Raw genomic sequence first — 17,702 nt, forward strand, 5'->3', positions numbered from 1 at the left:
GGATCAAGCGCCGGACAACCGGAGATCACCCTCCCAACTCCGGCACCGCACGCGGCCCGACGGGAACACGAGGTCGAGCGCTATCCGCCCGGTGCGCGGTTCGTGCTCCTGGGCGACCGCGAGCACCTCTTCCCCGAGGTGACGGGCGAACGGCGTCGCACCGCCGATCGGCCCGACCTCGACCCGCCCGTACTCCTGCATGTCATAGCCCTCGTGGGGCGGTGACTCCGCCACGATCAGGCACCAGTCCGGACCGGTCGTGACGTGGGTGCACCCCTCGTGGTCGTCCACCAGCCACACGTCCAGCGGATCGGTCGGCGCCTCCGAACCGTAGTGGTGCCAAGCCGCGATCACCCGCTCCAGCCGTCGACCGACCAGCCGACGGGGGTCCGTGCCGGCGCCGTGCAGTCGGCATTCCGGTTCCATGCGCGAACCGTACGCCGCTACAGCTCGTACCAGCGCAGGATTTCCGGGTCCAGCACGCGGGCCGCGAGACCGATCCGCCGCGCCGTCTCCGCCAACTCCGCTGCCGCCGCCGGGTTGCCGCGCGGTGGCAGGGCGGGATCGTCCAACTGCGTCACCATGTCGTCGTGGTGGCTCGGGACCAGCACCTTGGGCCGGGTCGCCCGCAGCGCCCGCGCGGTGTAGTCGTGCACGTTCGCGTGGCCGCTCATGCCCAGCACGAGGACGTCCGGCCGCAGTCCCGCGACCTCCCGCTCGACGTAGTTCGCCGTGCCGGACAGGAACAGCACCGAGAACCCGCGCACGGTGATCATGTACGCCAGCGAGCCGCCTTCCACGAGGTCGCTGATCGTGGCCGGCGCCTTCGGCGGCGCGGTCAGGCTGCCCGGCGCGAAGTACCCGTACGAGCCGAACTGGCTGTGCAGGCTCCGGAACACCTGGACGGTGAAGCCGTGGAAGTCCAGGTGCTCCCCGCCGGACGCCACGACCACGTCGTCCCCCGGCACGCCCTGCGCCACCAACAGATGCCGGTGCGTCTCGGTGCCGATCACCCGGGAACCGTGCTTCTCCACCACGTACGGGATCTCCGACAAGTGGTCGTAGTGCCCGTGCGTCGCCAGCACCAACTCCGGCCGCTCACCGAGGTGCCGGTCGACCAACTCCCTCCGCACCGCCAGCGGGTGGTCGGCGATGAACCCGCCGTCCTCGTCGAACACCGGCAACCGGCTCAGGTACGGGTCGATCAGCACCCGCCGACCGTCGAACAGCACCTCCCACCCGGCGACGCCCAACCAGCGCAGGCTCACCCCGCTGCGCCCCGACGCGAACGCCACCCCCGGCAGCCCCGCACCCGCCACCGCGACGGCCGCCGACCCGATCAACACCTGTCGTCTGCTCACGCACATGCCACCCACAAGACCAGCGCCCGGCCCCACGTGTCCAAGTCCGATATCACCACGCCTGCGATATGCGGACGGCTATCATCCCAGCTCGTGGACCTCCTCAGGCACCTGCGGTACTTCCTGGCCGTGGCCGAGGAACTGCACTTCGGCCGTGCCGCGGCCCGCCTCCACATGTCCCAGCCACCGCTGTCGCAGAGCATCCAACGCCTGGAACGCGAACTCGGCGTCCGCCTCTTCGACCGCGACGCCCGGCACGTCGCCCTCACCGACGCGGGCCGCCAGATCCTCACCGAAGCCCGCGGCCTGCTCGCCGGCGAAGACCGGCTCCGCGCCCTCGCCGGACGATTCCGCCACGGCGAAGCCGGATCACTGCGCGCGGGCGTCCCACCGGACCTGGGCGGACGAGCGGTGGCCGCGCTCCTCCCCGCGTTCCGCCACCGCAGCCCCGTCGAGCTCAAGCTCCGGGAGATCGGCACCGCCGAACAACTGCGCGCCCTGGCCGACCGAAGCCTGGACGTCGGCGTCCTGCGCTTCCCGTTCGACGTCTCCTGGCTGAGCCTCGGCCCGGTCCTGACCAGCCCACTGGGCGTCCTCCTGCCCCGCGAGCACCCCCTCACCACCACCCCGGACGTCCGCCTGGCCGACCTGAACGGCCTGGCCCTCGTCCTCTTCCCCCGCACCACCGCGCCCGCGCTGCACGACGAGGTGCTGACCACGTGCGCCCGACACGGCTACACACCCACCGACGTCCACCAAGCCGGCAACCCGGAGTTCGCGCTGGGACTCGTCCTCGCCGGCGGCGCGGTCGCCCTGCACGACGGCATCACCCCACCACCGGACGCCGCCTGGCGACCACTGCGCGGCAACCCCATCCTGTGGCGGACCTCGGCCGCCTGGCCACGTGGCCGCCGAACACCCGCCGTCACCGCCTTCGCCGACGCCGTCACCGAAGTCCTGACCGCACAAGGAATGCGCCACGCCGAGGGCACGCTGCCCCGCTACCCCCGCCCGGCCGCGGAGTACCTGTCATGACCGCCGCCCGCGTGCGCGCCGCCTTCGCCGACGCCGGCGTCACCGGCAAGCTGCACGCCATCGACCTCGACCACCCCGACCGCGAACTCTCGGTCGGCGCGGACGACCCCGTCGTCCTCGCCAGCGTCTTCAAAGTCCCGCTGCTCGTCGCCCTGCACCACAGCACGCACGACCTGACCGGGCGGATCACCCTCGACCACGACCGCAGCACCGGCCCCACGGGCATCGGCGGCATGCTCGACCCGGTCACCATCTCCCTGCGCGACCTGGCCTACCTGGCCATCACCGTCTCCGACAACGCCGCCGCCGACGCCCTGGTCGACGTCATCGGCCTCGACACCGTCAACCAGACAGCCCACGACCTGGGCCTGACCCGAACCCGAATCGTCCACCGGGCACGGGACTTCATGCGCACCATGGCCGAAGACGCCGCCCCCGCCGAACCACCGGCCGCCCTCACCGACCCCGTCGTCCTGTCCCGACTGCGTGCCCTGGACCCCGACCAGACCAACCGCGGCACCGCACGCGACCTGACCACCCTGCTGCGACACATCTGGCACCACGGAGAATGCGCCCCGATCCGCCGCACCATGGCCCTTCAAGTCTGGCCACACCGCCTGGCCTCCGGCTTCCCGTTCGACGACGTCCGCGTAGCCGGCAAGACCGGCACCCTCCCGACCATCCGCAACGAGATCGGCGTCGTCGAATACCCGGACGGCGGCCGTTACGCAGTAGCCGTCTTCACCCGCAGCGCGAGCACCGCCTTCACCCTGCCACCGGCAGACGCCGTCATCGGCAAGACCGCCAGACTGGCCATCGAGCACCTCCGCTGACCCTCGCCACCCCACCGCACCCCGTCAGATCCCGTCCAAGAACTCGTCCACCTCGGCCAACGCCCTCAACCGCACCGGCTCCGCGGACAGGAACAGGTCGTGCATACCGCCCTCCACCTGCACCACCCGCACCTGCCGGCCGATCTTCGGCCCCCACACCCGCATGTGCTCCACGTCCAGCACGGTGTCCGCCGTCATCGCCTCGGGCGTCCACCGCTTCGCGTGGAGATGACTGCGCCCCGACCGCAGCACCAGCACCGGCGCCTCCACCTCCAACCCCCGGTGCAGCCGGGCATGACCACGACGGATCGCGCGCAACCACCCCGCGTGCACCGGGAACGCCTCGATCGGCTTCCACGTCGTGTCGAAATCCCACTCCCCGTGGTGGTCGCGGTGGATGCTCTCGCCGTACACCGGTCCCAGGCCGGGCTTGAGCACCAGCTTCGGCGCCACCCGGCCGACACCCCGGATCAACGCCGTCCCCACAGTCCGCACCAGCCACGGCTCGGCCAGGTCCAACCAAGGGCTGTTGAGCACCAACGCGTCCAGCACGTCGTCCGAGCGCCGCTCGTGCGCCCACAAACCCGTGATGAGCCCACCGGTCGAATGTCCCATCACCACCAGGTGCCGGTGACCGTCCTCCTCGCGGATCACGCGCGCCGCGGCGTCGATCTCCTCGAAGTGCTCGGCCAGGTCGGTCACGTAGTTCGCCACCTGCCCCGGCCGCAACGACCGCCCGTACGCGCGCAGGTCGATGGCGTAGAAGTCGAAGCCGCGCGCGGTGAAGTGCTCGGCCACGTGCCGCTGGAAGAAGTAGTCCGCGAAACCGTGCACGTACAGCACCGCGCCGCGGATGGCCGGCTGCGCGCGGCGGCGGACCAGGGTCGCGGTCGTGTCACCGCCGCCCAGGGGCAGCGCGCGGGTCTCGTAGTCGGTGCCGAGCACGTCTGCGTTCACCAGGTCAGTGTGCACGCCGATTCGTCCGATCGGGGAGATGTGGGGCGCGGGTCGTGGCACTGTGGGAACCATGAGCAGCGAGGAGATCGAACGGTCGAGCGCGCGTGTCCGGTTCCCCGGCATCAGCCCGCGTGCGTACGAACACCCGGTCGACCGGGGGGCGTTGGCGGTCTTGCGCGCGGTGCCGGGCATCGGCCCGGTGTTGCAGGCGGTGGCGGGCGCGTTCACGGAGCGCGGTGAGAGGTTGGGTTACCTGGCGTCGAGCATCCGGGTGGGCCCCGGGCAGTACCCGGAGCTGGACCGGCTCCGGCTCGAGGTGGCGGCGACGCTGGACGTCGACCCGGTGCCGGAGCTGTTCGTCAAGCGCGACCCGGTGCCCAACGCCATGACGCTGGGCATCGACAAGCCCTTCATCGTGCTCACCACGGGCCTGATCGAGCTGCTGGACGCAGAGGGTCTGCGGTTCGCCATCGGGCACGAGATGGGGCACGTCCTGTCGGGGCACGCGCTGTACCAGACGATCCTGCAGCGGCTGATGCAGCTGCAGCACGGTCTCGGCTGGATGCCGGGCGGCTACTGGGCGATCACCGCGATCATCGCCGCGCTGCGCGAGTGGTACCGCAAGACCGAGCTGTCCTGCGACCGCGCCGGCCTGCTGTGCGGGCAGGACCCGGCCGCCGCGCTGCGCGTGCACGTCGCCATGGCGGGCGGCATGGACCTCAGCCAGGTCGACACGGCCGAGTTCCTCAAGCAGGCCAAGGAGTACGAGCAGGTCGAGGACGTGCGCGACAGCGTGCTCAAGCTGATCCGCACGTGGCCGCTGACCCACCCGATGGCCGTGGTCCGAGCCGCGGAGCTGCAGAAGTGGGCGGCGGGTGAGGAGTACCGCGCCATCCTGACCGGCTCGTACCAGCGGCGCGAGGACGACCGGCCGACGAGCTCGTTCACGGAGGACATCAAGTCCGCGGCCCGGTCGTACAAGGAGTCGGCGGCCGAGTCCGAGGACCCGCTGATGAAGGTGTTCAACGAGGTCGGCGACGTGCTCGCGGGCGCGGCGGGCAGGGTGCGCAGCAAGTTCACCGGGGCGGACTAGTCCGCTTGGCCCAGCGGAACCGGCCATTCTGGCTAACCTCCTCCTGACGCCTTTGATCAGGAGGAGGGGCCGATGCGGCTTGGCGCGTTGTTGATGACGTTGTTGATGACTCTCGCGGGCACCGCCACGGCGGACGCGGACGTGAGCGCGGACGCGGGCGAGCGCGTGGTGGGCGGTGAACGGGTGTCGATCGCGGACCACCCGTGGGTGGTGTACGTGGCCGATGCCACCGGCAACCAGTTCTGCGGCGGCACTCTGGTCTCGCCGACCAAGGTGGTCACCGCGGCCCACTGCGCGACCACCCGGACGCCCCGCAACACGCGGGTCGTGCTGGGTCGAGAGGACCGCAAGGGTGACGAGGGCGTGGTCGCCCGGCTCTCCGCGATCTGGATCCACCCGGAGTACGTGTCCGCGGACCAGGGCGCGGACGTCGCCGTGCTGACCTTGCGCTCACCGGTGGACTACACGCCTCTCCCGTTGGCGCAGCCGTCGGACGGCGTGCTGTACGAGCCGGGCACGAGCGGTCGGGTGTTCGGCTGGGGTCGGACCAGTGAGCAGGGCCCGGCCTCGCGCTACCTGCTCGGCGCGACCGTGCCGGTGACGGATCACGAGTACTGCCGCACCGCTTACCCCCAGTACGACCCGGACGAGATGACGTGCGCCGGTTACCCGGAGGGCGGTGTCGACACGTGCCAGGGCGACTCGGGCGGTCCGTTCGTGGCCGGCGGGAAGCTGATCGGCGTCACCTCTTGGGGTGAAGGTTGCGCCCGGGAGGGCAAGCCGGGCGTCTACAGCAACATCGCCGCCTACTCCCAGGCGATCGAGGAGCAACTGGTTGCCTGACCAACCGGCGTGCGGGCCTCTCGGGGTCCGCACGCCGACTCGGCCCGACCTCGCCCTCGTCGGGCACCCGACCGGATCGGGACCTCGACCTACAGCACGAGCCCGATCGACATCGTGACGAACACCGCCGCGCACACCGCGTCCAACGCCGTGGTCACACCGGGCCGCCGCAACGAGCCCGCCACCCGCGCCGCCGCCACCACGATCGTCAGCTCCCACAACGCCGCGAGCCCCAGGAACACGGCGGCGAGCATCCCGAGCTGCCACGTCGGGTCGCCCGTGCCGATGAACTGCGGCAGGAACGCCAGCGAGAACAGCAGCATCTTCGGGTTGGTGATGTTCGTCAGGAACCCCTGCCGGAACGGACGGGGAGGCGCGACCGCGGCCACCTCGCCGCCCGAACGCCGCAGCAGCCCGCGGGTGATCGTCACGGCCAGGTAGAGCAGGTACGCCGCGCCGACCCAGCGCAGCCCGGTCAGCACGGCCGGGTAGCGGGCGATCACCACGCCCAAGCCCGAGATCACCAACGCCACCTGGACGAAGGCGGCGGTGTGGATGCCCGCCAGCGCCAGCAGTCCGGCCCGCGTGCCGGACCTCATCGAGGTGCGCAGCAGGAGGAAGGCGTCCACGCCGGGCGTCAGCACGACCACCGCGCAGGCGATCAGGAACGCCGGCAGCTGGGTGAAGTCCAAGTGCACGGAAACCTCCCTCATGTTCCGGACAGAACGCCGTGATCTGTCTCACTGACCGTTGAATCTTCGGTCACGCAGCACTCTAACAACAGATTTTACGGATCTCATACCCGAATCCTGCCCGCAGTGATCTTCCGCTACGGTCGGTGCCCGTTCGGCCACATGACGTAGAGAGGTGCTCCATGCGCATCAGCGCGCCGGTCTTCGCCGTTCTCGTTCTGGTCCTGTCGGCGCTGCCCGCGGACGCGATCGTCGGCGGCCGGGACGCGCCCGCGACGCCGTGGGCCGTCGCGTTGTTCGACGGGGGCACCTTCTTCTGCGGCGGCGCGCTGATCGCGCCGGACAAGGTGGTCACCGCCGCGCACTGCACGGTCGCGCGCACCGCGCTCGGCGTCCGCGACCGGGTGCCTGACGACGTGACCGTCGTCGCCGGCCGCGCCGACCTCGACACCACCGAGGGCCGGGCGGTGGGTGTCGCCGCGCTCTGGCGCCACCCCGCGTTCACCGAGGTGTCCGCGGGCGACGACGTGGCCACCCTCACCCTCGCCACCCCGCTGCCGTACCGGCCGGTCCGGATCTCGGACGCCGCGTCGGGCCAGGCCGCGGTCTACGGCTGGGGCCGCACGGCCGAGCTGAGCCCGCCGAGCCGCCGCCTGCGCGTGGTCGACGTGCCGATCCGCGCGGACGACGAGTGCGCCGCCGAGGTGCCCGACTACCGGCCGGGCGGGATGCTGTGCGCGGGCTACCCGGAGGGTGGCAAGGACGCCTGCGAGGGTGATTCCGGCGGACCGCTCACCGTGGCGGGGGAGTTGGTCGGCCTCGTGTCCTACGGCCGCGGCTGCGCCCGACCGGGCCAACCCGGCGTCTACACGCGCTTGAGCCGCTACCAGAACCAGCTCTAGAGATCACCGCACTACCGGAGCCGCAGCACCGCAGAGCCGACCCCCGGGACCGACCCGGGACCGTGTGGTACCACGGTGGGGTGCGTTCACACCCGTACCCGGCGACGCTGCGACGGCAGTGGTCGGCCGACCTGACCCCCGACCAGCTCTACGCCGTGCTCAAGCTGCGCTCCGACGTCTTCGTCGTGGAGCAGAACTGCGTCTACCCCGAACTGGACGGGCGTGACCTCGAACCGGGCACCCGGCACTTCTGGCTGGAAGCCGACGACCTGCCCGGCCCGCAGGCCTACCTGCGACTGCTGGAGGAGCCCGGCGGCACCTTCCGCGTCGGCCGGGTCTGCACGGCCCGCGCCGCCCGCGGTCGCGGCTACAGCCGTCGGCTGATGGAGGCGGTGCTGGCCGAGATCGGCCAGGTGGAGTGCGTGCTGGACGCGCAGACCTACGTGGCCGACTTCTACGCGTCGTTCGGCTTCGAGCCGCAGGGCGCGGAGTTCATCGAGGACGGGATACCGCACCTGCGGATGCGCCGGTCTCCGTGATCACCCGCACGGCGCGCTCGATCTCGCCCTCGGACAGGTCGGCGCGGGCGGTGAGGCGGAGCCGGGAGATCCGGTCGGGCACCGACGGCGGCCGGAAGCAGCCGACGACCACGCCCTGCGCGCGGCACGCCTCGGCCCAGTCGAACGCCGCCTCCGGCGACGGCGCCTGCACGGACACGACCGCCGCGGTCGGCGTGCTGACCCGCAACCCCGCCTCCTTGAGCCGGAACGCCAGGTCCTGAGCCACTTCCAGGGCACGCGCGGGCCGCTCCGGCTCGTCCCGCAACACCTTCAACGCGGCCAACGACGCCGCCGCGCTGGCCGGTGCGAGCCCGGTGTCGAAGATGAACGTGCGCGCGGTGTCGACGAGGTGCTTGATCACCCGGCTCGGGCCGAGCACCGCGCCGCCCTGCGCGCCGAGCGACTTGGACAGCGTCACCGTGGTGACCACGTCGGGGGCCTTGGCCAGACCCGCCGCGTGCACCGCGCCACGCCCGCCGTCGCCGACGACGCCGAGGCCGTGCGCGTCGTCCACGACCAGCGCCGCGTCGTGCTCGCGGCAGGCGGCGGCCAGTTGGGCCAGCGGCGCGAGGTCGCCGTCGACGGAGAACACCGAGTCCGTCACCACCAGCGCCCGCCGCTTGCCGCGCGTGGCGAGGGCGTGCGCGACCTGCTCGACGTCGCAGTGCCCGGCGACCACGACGTCCGCTTTGGACAGTCGGGTGCCGTCGATCAGGGAGGCGTGGATGTGCTGGTCGGCGACGATCGCGGTGCCGGGACCGGACAACGCGGTCAGCGCGCCCAGGTTCGCCGCGTAGCCCGAGGAGAACACCAGCGCGGACTGCGCGCCGCAGAAGTTCGCGAGCTCGTACTCCAGCTCGGTGTGCAGCTCGATCGAGCCGGTGACCAGCCGCGACCCGGTCGAGCCCGCGCCCCAGCGCAACGAGGCCGCCGCGGCGGCGCCCGTGACCCGCTTGTCGCGGGCCAGGCCGAGGTAGTCGTTCGAGGCGAGGTCGAGGTTCGTCGAGTCCGCCGGTCGTGGCCGGACCCGGCGGGCGAGACCGGCTTTCGCGCGCGCCTCGGCACGCGTGTCGATCCAGTCGAACACCGAGTCACCTGTGCGCACACTCACGCCGGCAGTGTCGCATCCGACGGCTACGGTGCCGGCGTGGACCTCTTCCAGCCGGAGCCTGCCGACCTGCGCTCGTTGCGGGAGAACGCGCCGGTCCACCGCGACGAGCGCACCGGGATGTGGCTGGTCAGCCGCTACGACGACGTGCGCGCCGTGCTGGCCGACCCGCGTCGCTTCCACCCGGACAACGCGTTGACCGCGGTGACCCCGATCCCGGGGCCGGTGCTGCGGGTGCTGGCCCGGGCCGGGTTCTCGCTGCCGCCGACGTTGGCCAACAACGGCACCGAGACGCACGCCGACCTGCGCCGACTGGTGTCCCGGTTCCTCGCCCCGGCCCGCGTCGCGGCGATGGGGCCGCGGATCGCGGAGCTGACCGCGGAGCGCCTGAGCCGGCTCACCCACCGGGACGGACGTGCCGACCTGCACCCGGCGCTGGCCCGCGACCTGCCCGCGATCGTGCTGCTGGAGGTCATGGGCATCCGGGACGTCGACGTCGAGGCGCTCAAGGCCTGGAGCACGGCGTCGTTGGAGCTGTTCTGGGGTGACGTCACGCCCGAGCGGCAGCACGAGCTGGCCCGTCCCGCCGCCGCGTTCCACCAGTGGCTGACGGCGCGGATCAAGGCCGCCGACCCGGAGGGCGACGACCTGTTCGGCGCGCTGCGGGCGCAGGGCGTGCCGATCCGCGACGCGGCCGGGCTCTGCTACTTCCTGCTGATCGCGGGCCAGGAGACCACGACCCAGCTGCTGTGCGCGGCGTTCCACGCGGTCCTGCGGCAGGACGACCTGTGGTCGCGGCTGGACGAGCCCGGCGTGGCCGGCGCGTGCGTGGAAGAGGTGCTGCGCCGTGACCCGCCGGTGAGCACGTGGCGGCGGATCACGGCCGAGCCGGTCGCCCTCTCCGGGGTCGCGATCCCGGTGGGCGAGCCGCTGCTGCTCATGCTCGCGGGCAGCGGCTCGGACCCCGACGTCTTCGACGAGCCCGAGCGCTTCTGCCCGGCCAGGCCGAACGCCCGCAAGCACCTGGCGTTCGGCTTCGGCAGGCACTTCTGCCTCGGCGCCGGCCTGGCGAGGCTGGAGGCGGAGGTGGTGCTGCGGGAGACCGCGCGGCGGTTCCCGGACCTGCGCCTCGCCTCGACCGGGCCGCCGCCGATGCTGGGCCTGCTGTCGTTCCGCGCGCCGTTGAGCGTGGAGGTCGAGCTAGGGGACCAGCACGACCTTGCCGGTCGAGGCCCGGGTCTCCAGCAGTTCGTGGGCGCGGGCGGCGTCGGCCAGCGGTAGCGCTTCGCCCAGCACCGGGCGCAGCCCCGAGGTGAACGCCCGCCGCACCGTGTCGGGGGTGACGGGGTTGCCGAACCCGAGCACCGCGACGCCCTTGCGGAACACGTCGGACGCGGTCACGTCCAGCGGCTCGCCGCTCGCGAAGCCGAAGACGGCCAGCCGGCCGACCCGGTCGCGCAACAGCTCGAACGACTGCCGCGCCACCGCGCCGCCGACCGACGAGAACACCACGTCGACCGGCTCGACCCGGGTCGGCCAGTCCGGCTCGCCGTAGTCCACGACCTCGTGCGCGCCCAGCTCACGGGCCAGCGCCAGCTTCCGCCCGCCCCGCGCGGCGGCCACGACCGTCGCGCCCGCCCGTGCCGCGACCTGCACGAGCAGGCTGCCGACACCGCCCGCCGCCGCCTCGACCAGCACCCGTTCGCCCGCGGCGAGCCGGACCGCGTCGGCGGCGGCCACCGCCGTCGCGCCCTGGAGGTACAGGGCCAGCGCCTCGTGGTCGGACACGTCGTCGGGCACCTCGGTCGCGTCCTCGGGCAGCAGGGCCAGTTCGGCGTAGCCCTCGCCGAGCGCGAAGCCGATCAACCGCCTGCCGTCGGGGCCCACCCCGACCACCTCGCCGCCGAGCGCGCCGGGTGCGAGGTCGTACCAGGGCACCACCCGCGCGCCCGTGCCCGACCGGATGATCGTCTCGCCGTAGTTCACGCCGATCGCCGTGACGCGAACCAGGACCTGGCCCGGCCCGGCGACCGGATCGGGCACCTCCGCCACGCCGAGCACGTCCGCCGGACCGAACTCGTGGAACCGCACTGCTCGCACAACGCCTCCCGACCTTCAAGCGGACCGTCGGTCCGCTTCCTGTGCGTTACCATACGGACTGCTGGTCCGCTTTTGTCAAGCGAGTCGATCGAGCCGCGGGTCGAGGAGGTCCACGATGCGGAAGGACGCCGAGCGCAACCGCGCCGCGGTCCTCGCCACCGCCGCGCGCCTGATCGCCGAACGCGGGCCGGACGGGTTCTCGATGGACGACGTCGCCGCCGCCGCGGGCGTGGGCAAGGGCACCGTGTTCCGCCGCTTCGGCGACCGCGACGGCCTCGTGCAGGCGGTGGTCGACGAGGCCTCCGAGTCGTGGCGTGCGGAGGCGGAGGCGTTGCTGGAAGCGGGCGACGTCCCGCCGGAGGAGCGGGTGATCACGTTCGTGGCGACCCTGTTCGACCACGTGATCGCCGCCCTGCCCCTGGTGATCGCGTTCGAGCGGGTGACCACGCGCAGCATCGCGTGCGACGCGGACGCCAAGCTCACGCACCAGCGACTCGTCGCGTTGATCTCCCAGGTCAAGCCCGGTGCGGACGCCGAGTACCTCGCACACGCCCTGATCGCGCAGGTGCGTGCCGACACGCTGCGCCACATGGTCGACCAGTGCGGTCTGGACGTGGCGCGGGTGCGTGCCGGTGTGATCTCGCTCGCGCGCGGCGTGCTGGCGGGCGGCCCGGCGCCGGCCGCGTCCCCCGTCGGCTGACGAGCTGGAACACCCCGCTCCGGCGGTCGCGCGGGCGGTCTGGCTCCCGTCGGGAATCGGCACCCCGAACACCCCCCGATGAGCGCCGTGGGGACGTTCGGCGCGAGGTCCGCCAAGACACGCCCCGACCTCCGGCCCGGTCCCCGACCCGGTCCGACGCGACCCGGTGTGATCGTCCTCGCCCGCCCGGGACTTGGAGCCCGCCGGCGGAAGTGCGACGATGCCCAGGCTTGAGGGGGTGCGCGAGGAAGCCGGTGTGAATCCGGCACGGTCCCGCCACTGTGACCGGACCGAGGAGCCCGGGAGTCAGGAACTCGACCCCCGACTCATCGACCGGACACGGGCGTGGACACCCGAGGAAGGACACCGCCGCATGGGCGCGCGTTTCCCCTTTTCCGCTGTCGTCGGCCACGACGACCTCCGCACGGCTCTGCTGCTCAACGCCGTGCACCCCGGTATCGGCGGGGTGCTCGTCCGAGGCGAGAAGGGGACCGCGAAGTCGACCGTGGTCCGCGCCCTCGCCGCACTGCTCCCCGAGCTGGACGTGGTGCCGGGCTGCCGGTTCGGCTGCGACCCGGCGACACCGACCGACTGCCCCGACGGGCCGCACGGCCACGGCGCGGAGCGGCGGCCGGCACGGCTGGTCGAGCTGCCGGTCGGCGCGACCGAGGACCGGCTGATCGGCTCGCTCGACCTGGAACGCGCGTTGACCGAGGGCGTCCGCGCCTACCAGCCCGGTCTGCTGGCCGCCGCGCACCGGGGCGTGCTGTACGTGGACGAGGTGAACCTCCTGCACGACCACCTCGTCGACCTGCTGCTCGACGCCGCAGCCATGGGCCGCGCGCACGTCGAGCGCGAAGGCGTGTCCGTGTCGCACGCCGCGTCGTTCCTCCTGGTCGGCACCATGAACCCGGAGGAGGGCGAGCTGCGCCCGCAGCTGCTGGACCGCTTCGGCCTCACGGTCGCGGTCCGCGCCTCGCGGGACGTGCCGACGCGGACCGAGGTCGTGCGGCGGCGGTTGGCGTACGAGGCCGACCCCGACGGCTTCGCCGCCCGCTGGGCCGAGGCCGACCAGGAGCTGGCCCGGCGGATCGTCGCCGCCCGCGACCGGCTCGCGGACGTGGTGCTGCCGGACGCGGAACTGCGCCGCATCTCCGGCATCTGCGCCGCGTTCGAGGTGGACGGCATGCGCGCGGACCTCGTCGTGGCCCGCACCGCGACCGCGCACGCCGCCTGGAGGGGCGCCGACGAGGTGGCCGAGGAGGACGTGGAGGCGGCCGTGCGGCTGGCGTTGCCGCACCGCAAGCGCCGGGACCCGTTCGACGAGCCGGGGCTGGAGGAAGAGCAGCTCAACGACGCCCTCCAGCAGGGCGCGGAAGCCGCCCAAGAGCCCGAAGACGGCCCGGACGACGACCCCGGAGGCCCCGACGACGACGGTGGCGGCTCGGAGCTGCCCGGCGAGCCGCCGCAGTCCACTTCGGACGCTGAGGGCAAGGGCAAGGGGAACGGTTCGGCCGACCGGTCGCACGCCCCCGCCCCGGCGTTCCGCGCCCGGCTGTTGGAGGTGCCGGGGGTCGGCGAGGGCGCGCCGGGCAAGCGGTCACGTGCCCGTGCCCGCACCGGCCGCGTGGTCCGCTCGTCCACAGTGGACGGCGCGGGCCTGCACCTGGTCGGCACGCTCGGCGCCGCCGCGCCGCACCAGGCCGCCCGGGGCCGCAGCGGTCCCGGCCTGGAACTGCGCGGCGCGGACCTGCGGCTCTCCGTGCGCGAGGGCAAGGAGGGCAACCTCGTGCTGTTCGTCGTCGACGCGTCCGGCTCGATGGCGGCCCGGCAGCGGATGTCGGCCGTCACCGGCGCGGTGATCTCCCTGCTCCGCGACGCCTACCAGCGGCGGGACAAGGTCGGCGTGGTGACGTTCCGCGGCCGGGAGGCCCAGGTCGCCCTGCCGCCGACGAACTCGGTCGACGCGGCGGCGGCCCGGCTGCGCGCCCTGCGCACCGGCGGCCGGACCCCGCTGGCCGACGGCCTGCTGCGCGCCCGCCGCGTGCTGGACACCGAACGCGTCCGCGACCCCCGCCGCCGACCGCTGCTCGTGCTGCTCACCGACGGCCGCGCGACGGCGACCGGCACGGGCGGCGACCCGATGCGCGACGCCCTGCGCGCGGCCGGCCTGCTGGCCGCCGACCGGGTGGCGTCCGTCGTGGTGGACTGCGAGCACGGCCCGGTCAGGCTCGGCCTGGCGGCACGGCTGGCGGGCGCGCTGGAAGCGGCGTGCGTGCGCTTGGAGGAACTGTCCGCAGAACAGGTGGCGGGCGTCGTCCGCGCCGCCCGAGCCGCTTAGGAGCGTCGAAAGTGCCTCAAGGACAACCGTCCGTCGTCCCCGACGACGGCCTCAGCACCCGTCAGCGCCGCAACCGGCCGTTGGTCGTGCTGCACACCGGCGAGATGAAGGGCAAGTCGACCGCCGCCTTCGGACTGGCGCTGCGCGGGTGGAACCAGGGCTGGTCCATCGGCGTCTTCCAGTTCGTGAAGTCAGCGAAGTGGAAGGTCGGCGAGGAGTCGGCGTTCCGCGCGCTCGGCCGCCTGCACGAGCAGACCGGCGAGGGCGGCCCCGTCGAGTGGCACAAGATGGGCGAGGGCTGGTCCTGGACCCGCAAGCAGGGCACCGAGGACGACCACGCCGCCGCCGCGCGCGAGGGCTGGCAGGAGATCGCCCGCCGGCTGGCCGCCGGGCAGCACGGCCTCTACGTGCTGGACGAGTTCACCTACCCCATGCACTGGGGCTGGATCGACGTGGACGAGGTGGTCGACACCCTGGCCGACCGGCCCGGCCACCAGCACGTCGTCATCACCGGCCGGCACGCGCCGGACAAGCTGGTCCAGGCCGCCGACCTGGTGGTGGAGATGACCAAGGTCAAGCACCCGATGGACGCGGGCCAGAAGGGCCAGAAGGGGATCGAGTGGTGAACCGGCTGGTGGTCGCCGCGCCCGCGTCGGGCAGCGGCAAGACCACCGTGGCCACCGGCCTGATGGCGGCGCTGCGGCGCGCGGGCGACAAGGTCGCGCCGTTCAAGGTCGGCCCGGACTACATCGACCCCGGCTACCACTCGGTGGCCACCGGCAGGCCGGGCCGCAACCTCGACCCCGTCATGGTCGGCGAGCACCGGGTGGCGTCGCTGTTCGCGCACGGCGCGCGCGGCTGCGACGTGGCCGTGGTGGAGGGCGTGATGGGCCTGTTCGACGGGCGGGTGGACACCGAGGGCATCGGGTCCACCGCGCACGTCGCCAAGCTCCTGTCCGCGCCGGTGCTGTTCGTGGTCGACGCGCGGGGTCAGAGCCGCAGCCTCGCCGCCCTGCTGCACGGCTTCCGCGGCTACGACCCGACCGTGCGGCTCGGCGGCGTGGTGCTCAACCAGGTCGGCTCGGCCCGGCACGAGCACGTGCTGCGCGGCGCGTGCGCCGAGGTCGGCCTGGAAGTGCTCGGCGTGCTGCCGCGCGACCCCGAGTTCGCGCTGCCGTCACGCCACCTCGGCCTGGTCACGGCCGCCGAGCACGGACCGGCCGCCACGGCCGCCGTGGACGCCATCGCCGCCGCCGTCGCGCGGCACGTCGACCTGGACGCCGTGCGCCGGCTCGCCGCCGAGGTGCCCGCGATGGCCGTGCCGACGTGGGACCCGCACGCGGAGGTCGAGCACGTCGACCGCACGCCGACGGTCGCGGTCGCGGGCGGCGCGGCGTTCACGTTCGGCTACGCCGAGCAGGTCGAGCTGCTCACCGCGGCCGGCGCGGACGTCGTCGTGGTCGACCCGCTGCGCGACGAGTCGCTGCCCGAGGGCACGTCCGGCCTCGTGCTGCCCGGCGGGTTCCCCGAGCAGCACGCGGCCGAGCTGTCGGCCAACGAGAAGCTGCGCGCCGCCGTCGCCGCCCTGGCCCGCGGCGGCGCGCCCGTGCACGCCGAGTGCGGCGGCCTGCTGTACCTGGCGAACTCGTTGGACGGCGCGCCGATGTGCGGCGTGATCGACGCGGACGGCTCGATGACGTCCCGGCTCACCCTGGGCTACCGCGACGCCGTCGCGCCGCAGGACTCCGTGCTGGCCCGCGCGGGCTCGCGGATCACCGGGCACGAGTTCCACCGCACCGCGCTGAGCGTCCCGCACGGCGCGAAGCCCGCCTGGCAGTGGCGCGGCCACGACCTGCGCCCGGTGGCCGAGGGATTCGTCCTCGGCCGGGTGCACGCGTCGTACCTGCACACCCACCCGGCGTCCGCGCCGGAGGCCGTGACCCGCTTCGTCCGGGCCTGCGCGAACGAGTCCGCGCGCTCCGAGGCCACTCGTTAGTGGATCGCGCTCGCGCGGTACGGTCCTTGCCCACCAAGCCGAACACGTCGTGGGGAGCAGTTGTGATGACTGGTCGGGTCTCCTTCGTGGGCGCCGGTCCTGGCGCCGCCGATCTCATCACGGTGCGCGGCGCGAAGCGGATAGCCGAGGCCGACGTCGTGCTGTGGTCCCCCGGGGTGATCGAGGTGGAGTGCGTGCGCGAGCACGCCCGCGCCGACGCCGAGCTGGTCGACTTCTCCCGCGTCACCGAGGCCGAGGTGGTCGAGGTGTACCGGCGCGCGTCGGCGGGCAGGCTCAAGGTGGTGCGGCTGCACGCGGGCGACCCGTCGCTGTGGGGCGGTTTGCGCGACCAGCAGGACGCGTGCCGGCGGCTCGGCTTGGAGACCGACGTCGTGCCGGGCGTGTCCCAGGTGTCCGCCGCGGCGGCGGCCGTCGGCCGCGAGCTGACCACTTCGGACGTCGCCCAGTCGTTGCTGCTGGTCGGGCCCGACACCGCCGAGCACGTCGCGGAGTTCGCCGCGCACGGCACCACGATGGCGATCTCCGCGTCCGGCTCCCGGGCCGGCCTGCTGGTCGAGCGGTTGCGCGCGGGCGGTTGCGCCGATGACACGCCGGTCGTGGTGGCGTACAAGGTCTCCCTGCCCGACGAAACGGTCGCGCAGACGACGGTGGGCGAGCTGGAGGCGTGCGTCAAGGAGCACAAGCTCTACCGCACCACGCTGTTCCTGGTCGGCAAGGTGCTCGCGCAGCCCTCGTCGCGCCGCCGTTCACCGGTGGTCGAGGGCGACGAGCCGGTGCGCAGGCCGCGGGCGTCGAAGTGGGCCGCGCGCGCGAACCGCCCGGTGGTGAAGTCGGCCGGCGACTCGCCGTCGGCGGCGGCGTGGTCGGCGGTGCACGACTGGCAGGAGACCGCCCGCACCAAGCGTTCCGCGCCCGCGAAGCCGAAGCCCGTGCCGGTCGGCGAGCCGCTGTTGGAGCTGGTCGTCGACGCGCCGGAGAACATGCCGGAGAACGCGTCGGAGAACGCGTCGGAGAACGCGCCGGTGGAGCACGACGCCAAGCCGAAGCCCAAGCCCGTGGTCGCCGCCGCCGCGAAGCGCAAGCCCACCACCGTGCAGGCGAGCACGACGCCGCGCAAGCTGTCCGGGTCGCGGGCCAAGAAGAACAAGCGCGTGAACTGA

Annotated in this window: 18 protein-coding genes and 1 riboswitch; of the genes, 12 read left to right on the forward strand and 6 right to left on the reverse strand. The window is 73.3% G+C overall.

Annotation, left to right across the window (positions count from 1 at the left end):
* Positions 1-3 precede the first annotated feature (3 nt).
* Positions 4-426, reverse strand: coding sequence for a hypothetical protein (locus AB0H12_RS06200; protein WP_499621223.1), 423 nt, complete (start codon positions 424-426; stop codon positions 4-6).
* Between the two features lie 17 nt (positions 427-443).
* Complete coding sequence (locus tag AB0H12_RS06205; RefSeq protein ID WP_499621225.1) at positions 444-1,361, reverse strand: MBL fold metallo-hydrolase; 918 nt, start codon at positions 1,359-1,361, stop codon at positions 444-446.
* Between the two features lie 93 nt (positions 1,362-1,454).
* Between AB0H12_RS06205 and AB0H12_RS06210 the strand changes: the two genes are divergently transcribed.
* A complete protein-coding gene (locus AB0H12_RS06210; protein WP_499621227.1) occupies positions 1,455-2,396 on the forward strand; it encodes a LysR family transcriptional regulator in 942 nt (313 codons plus the stop codon).
* Complete coding sequence (locus AB0H12_RS06215) at positions 2,393-3,229, forward strand: serine hydrolase (protein ID WP_499621228.1); 837 nt, start codon at positions 2,393-2,395, stop codon at positions 3,227-3,229. Before AB0H12_RS06210 ends, AB0H12_RS06215 begins: the two co-directional genes overlap by 4 nt.
* Positions 3,230-3,253: 24 nt before the next feature.
* Here the strand turns inward: AB0H12_RS06215 and AB0H12_RS06220 are convergent, their stop codons facing one another.
* Positions 3,254-4,186 carry an alpha/beta hydrolase gene (locus AB0H12_RS06220; RefSeq protein WP_499621229.1) on the reverse strand — a complete coding sequence of 311 codons (933 nt, stop codon included), beginning with the start codon at positions 4,184-4,186 and terminating at the stop codon, positions 3,254-3,256.
* 70 nt (positions 4,187-4,256) lie between these two features.
* Between AB0H12_RS06220 and AB0H12_RS06225 the strand changes: the two genes are divergently transcribed.
* Together AB0H12_RS06225 and AB0H12_RS06230 are read left to right on the forward strand one after the other, a co-directional pair.
* Positions 4,257-5,279, forward strand: a complete 1,023-nt coding sequence (locus AB0H12_RS06225) for a M48 family metallopeptidase (protein WP_499621230.1) — start codon at positions 4,257-4,259, stop codon at positions 5,277-5,279.
* 72 nt (positions 5,280-5,351) lie between these two features.
* On the forward strand, positions 5,352-6,122 hold the full coding sequence (locus tag AB0H12_RS06230) for a S1 family peptidase (RefSeq protein ID WP_499621231.1): 771 nt from the start codon (positions 5,352-5,354) through the stop codon (positions 6,120-6,122).
* Between the two features lie 89 nt (positions 6,123-6,211).
* On the opposite strand, the gene AB0H12_RS06235 is transcribed toward AB0H12_RS06230, so the two are convergent.
* Positions 6,212-6,835 (reverse strand): LysE family translocator, encoded by a 624-nt coding sequence (locus AB0H12_RS06235; RefSeq protein ID WP_499621232.1) that lies wholly within the window; start codon positions 6,833-6,835, stop codon positions 6,212-6,214.
* Positions 6,836-6,996: 161 nt separating this feature from the next.
* On the opposite strand from AB0H12_RS06235, the gene AB0H12_RS06240 reads away from it, so the two are divergent.
* Together AB0H12_RS06240 and AB0H12_RS06245 are read left to right on the forward strand one after the other, a co-directional pair.
* Positions 6,997-7,716 (forward strand): serine protease, encoded by a 720-nt coding sequence (locus AB0H12_RS06240; RefSeq protein WP_499621233.1) that lies wholly within the window; start codon positions 6,997-6,999, stop codon positions 7,714-7,716.
* Between the two features lie 80 nt (positions 7,717-7,796).
* Complete coding sequence (locus AB0H12_RS06245) at positions 7,797-8,255, forward strand: GNAT family N-acetyltransferase (RefSeq protein WP_498780643.1); 459 nt, start codon at positions 7,797-7,799, stop codon at positions 8,253-8,255.
* Here the strand turns inward: AB0H12_RS06245 and AB0H12_RS06250 are convergent.
* Positions 8,209-9,387, reverse strand: coding sequence for an 8-amino-7-oxononanoate synthase (locus tag AB0H12_RS06250; protein ID WP_499621235.1), 1,179 nt, complete (start codon positions 9,385-9,387; stop codon positions 8,209-8,211). The two genes, AB0H12_RS06245 and AB0H12_RS06250, sit on opposite strands and share 47 nt — an antisense overlap.
* A gap of 36 nt (positions 9,388-9,423) precedes the next feature.
* Here AB0H12_RS06250 and AB0H12_RS06255 point away from each other — a divergent pair, with 36 nt between their 5' ends.
* Positions 9,424-10,665 carry a cytochrome P450 gene (locus AB0H12_RS06255; RefSeq protein ID WP_499621236.1) on the forward strand — a complete coding sequence of 414 codons (1,242 nt, stop codon included), beginning with the start codon at positions 9,424-9,426 and terminating at the stop codon, positions 10,663-10,665.
* Here the strand turns inward: AB0H12_RS06255 and AB0H12_RS06260 are convergent.
* Complete coding sequence (locus AB0H12_RS06260; protein ID WP_499621237.1) at positions 10,585-11,484, reverse strand: quinone oxidoreductase family protein; 900 nt, start codon at positions 11,482-11,484, stop codon at positions 10,585-10,587. The genes AB0H12_RS06255 and AB0H12_RS06260 overlap by 81 nt on opposite strands.
* A gap of 115 nt (positions 11,485-11,599) precedes the next feature.
* Between AB0H12_RS06260 and AB0H12_RS06265 the strand changes: the two genes are divergently transcribed.
* The 5 genes from AB0H12_RS06265 (at position 11,600) to AB0H12_RS06285 (ending at position 17,702) form a co-directional block, all read left to right on the forward strand.
* The gene (locus tag AB0H12_RS06265; protein WP_499621239.1) at positions 11,600-12,184 is read left to right on the forward strand and encodes a TetR/AcrR family transcriptional regulator; all 585 of its coding nucleotides are present in this window, start codon (positions 11,600-11,602) and stop codon (positions 12,182-12,184) included.
* Between the two features lie 244 nt (positions 12,185-12,428).
* Positions 12,429-12,500: riboswitch (cobalamin riboswitch) on the forward strand.
* A gap of 57 nt (positions 12,501-12,557) precedes the next feature.
* Positions 12,558-14,525, forward strand: coding sequence for a putative cobaltochelatase (locus AB0H12_RS06270; protein ID WP_499621241.1), 1,968 nt, complete (start codon positions 12,558-12,560; stop codon positions 14,523-14,525).
* An 11-nt stretch (positions 14,526-14,536) separates the two neighbouring features.
* Complete coding sequence (gene cobO / locus AB0H12_RS06275) at positions 14,537-15,151, forward strand: cob(I)yrinic acid a,c-diamide adenosyltransferase (protein ID WP_499621242.1); 615 nt, start codon at positions 14,537-14,539, stop codon at positions 15,149-15,151.
* Entirely contained in the window at positions 15,148-16,521 is a 1,374-nt protein-coding gene (locus AB0H12_RS06280) for a cobyrinic acid a,c-diamide synthase CobB (protein ID WP_499621243.1), read from the forward strand. The genes cobO and AB0H12_RS06280 overlap by 4 nt, the downstream gene beginning before the upstream one ends.
* Before the next feature lie 65 nt (positions 16,522-16,586).
* Positions 16,587-17,702 carry a cobalt-precorrin-4/precorrin-4 C(11)-methyltransferase gene (locus AB0H12_RS06285; protein WP_499621244.1) on the forward strand — a complete coding sequence of 372 codons (1,116 nt, stop codon included), beginning with the start codon at positions 16,587-16,589 and terminating at the stop codon, positions 17,700-17,702.

The organism is Actinosynnema sp. NPDC023794 (genome assembly GCF_040639675.1).
Classification (GTDB): domain Bacteria; phylum Actinomycetota; class Actinomycetes; order Mycobacteriales; family Pseudonocardiaceae; genus Actinosynnema; species Actinosynnema luteola.

Bases quoted from the DNA above. Each gene is read 5' to 3' on its own strand.
- AB0H12_RS06200 (WP_499621223.1), bottom strand. From the start codon at position 426: ATGGAACCGGAATGCCGACTGCACGGCGCCGGCACGGACCCCCGTCGG.
- AB0H12_RS06215 (WP_499621228.1), top strand. From the start codon at position 2,393: ATGACCGCCGCCCGCGTGCGCGCCGCCTTCGCCGACGCCGGCGTCACC.
- AB0H12_RS06225 (WP_499621230.1), top strand. From the start codon at position 4,257: ATGAGCAGCGAGGAGATCGAACGGTCGAGCGCGCGTGTCCGGTTCCCC.
- AB0H12_RS06230 (WP_499621231.1), top strand. From the start codon at position 5,352: ATGCGGCTTGGCGCGTTGTTGATGACGTTGTTGATGACTCTCGCGGGC.
- AB0H12_RS06235 (WP_499621232.1), bottom strand. From the start codon at position 6,835: ATGAGGGAGGTTTCCGTGCACTTGGACTTCACCCAGCTGCCGGCGTTC.
- AB0H12_RS06240 (WP_499621233.1), top strand. From the start codon at position 6,997: ATGCGCATCAGCGCGCCGGTCTTCGCCGTTCTCGTTCTGGTCCTGTCG.
- AB0H12_RS06265 (WP_499621239.1), top strand. From the start codon at position 11,600: ATGCGGAAGGACGCCGAGCGCAACCGCGCCGCGGTCCTCGCCACCGCC.
- AB0H12_RS06270 (WP_499621241.1), top strand. From the start codon at position 12,558: ATGGGCGCGCGTTTCCCCTTTTCCGCTGTCGTCGGCCACGACGACCTC.
- AB0H12_RS06285 (WP_499621244.1), top strand. From the start codon at position 16,587: ATGACTGGTCGGGTCTCCTTCGTGGGCGCCGGTCCTGGCGCCGCCGAT.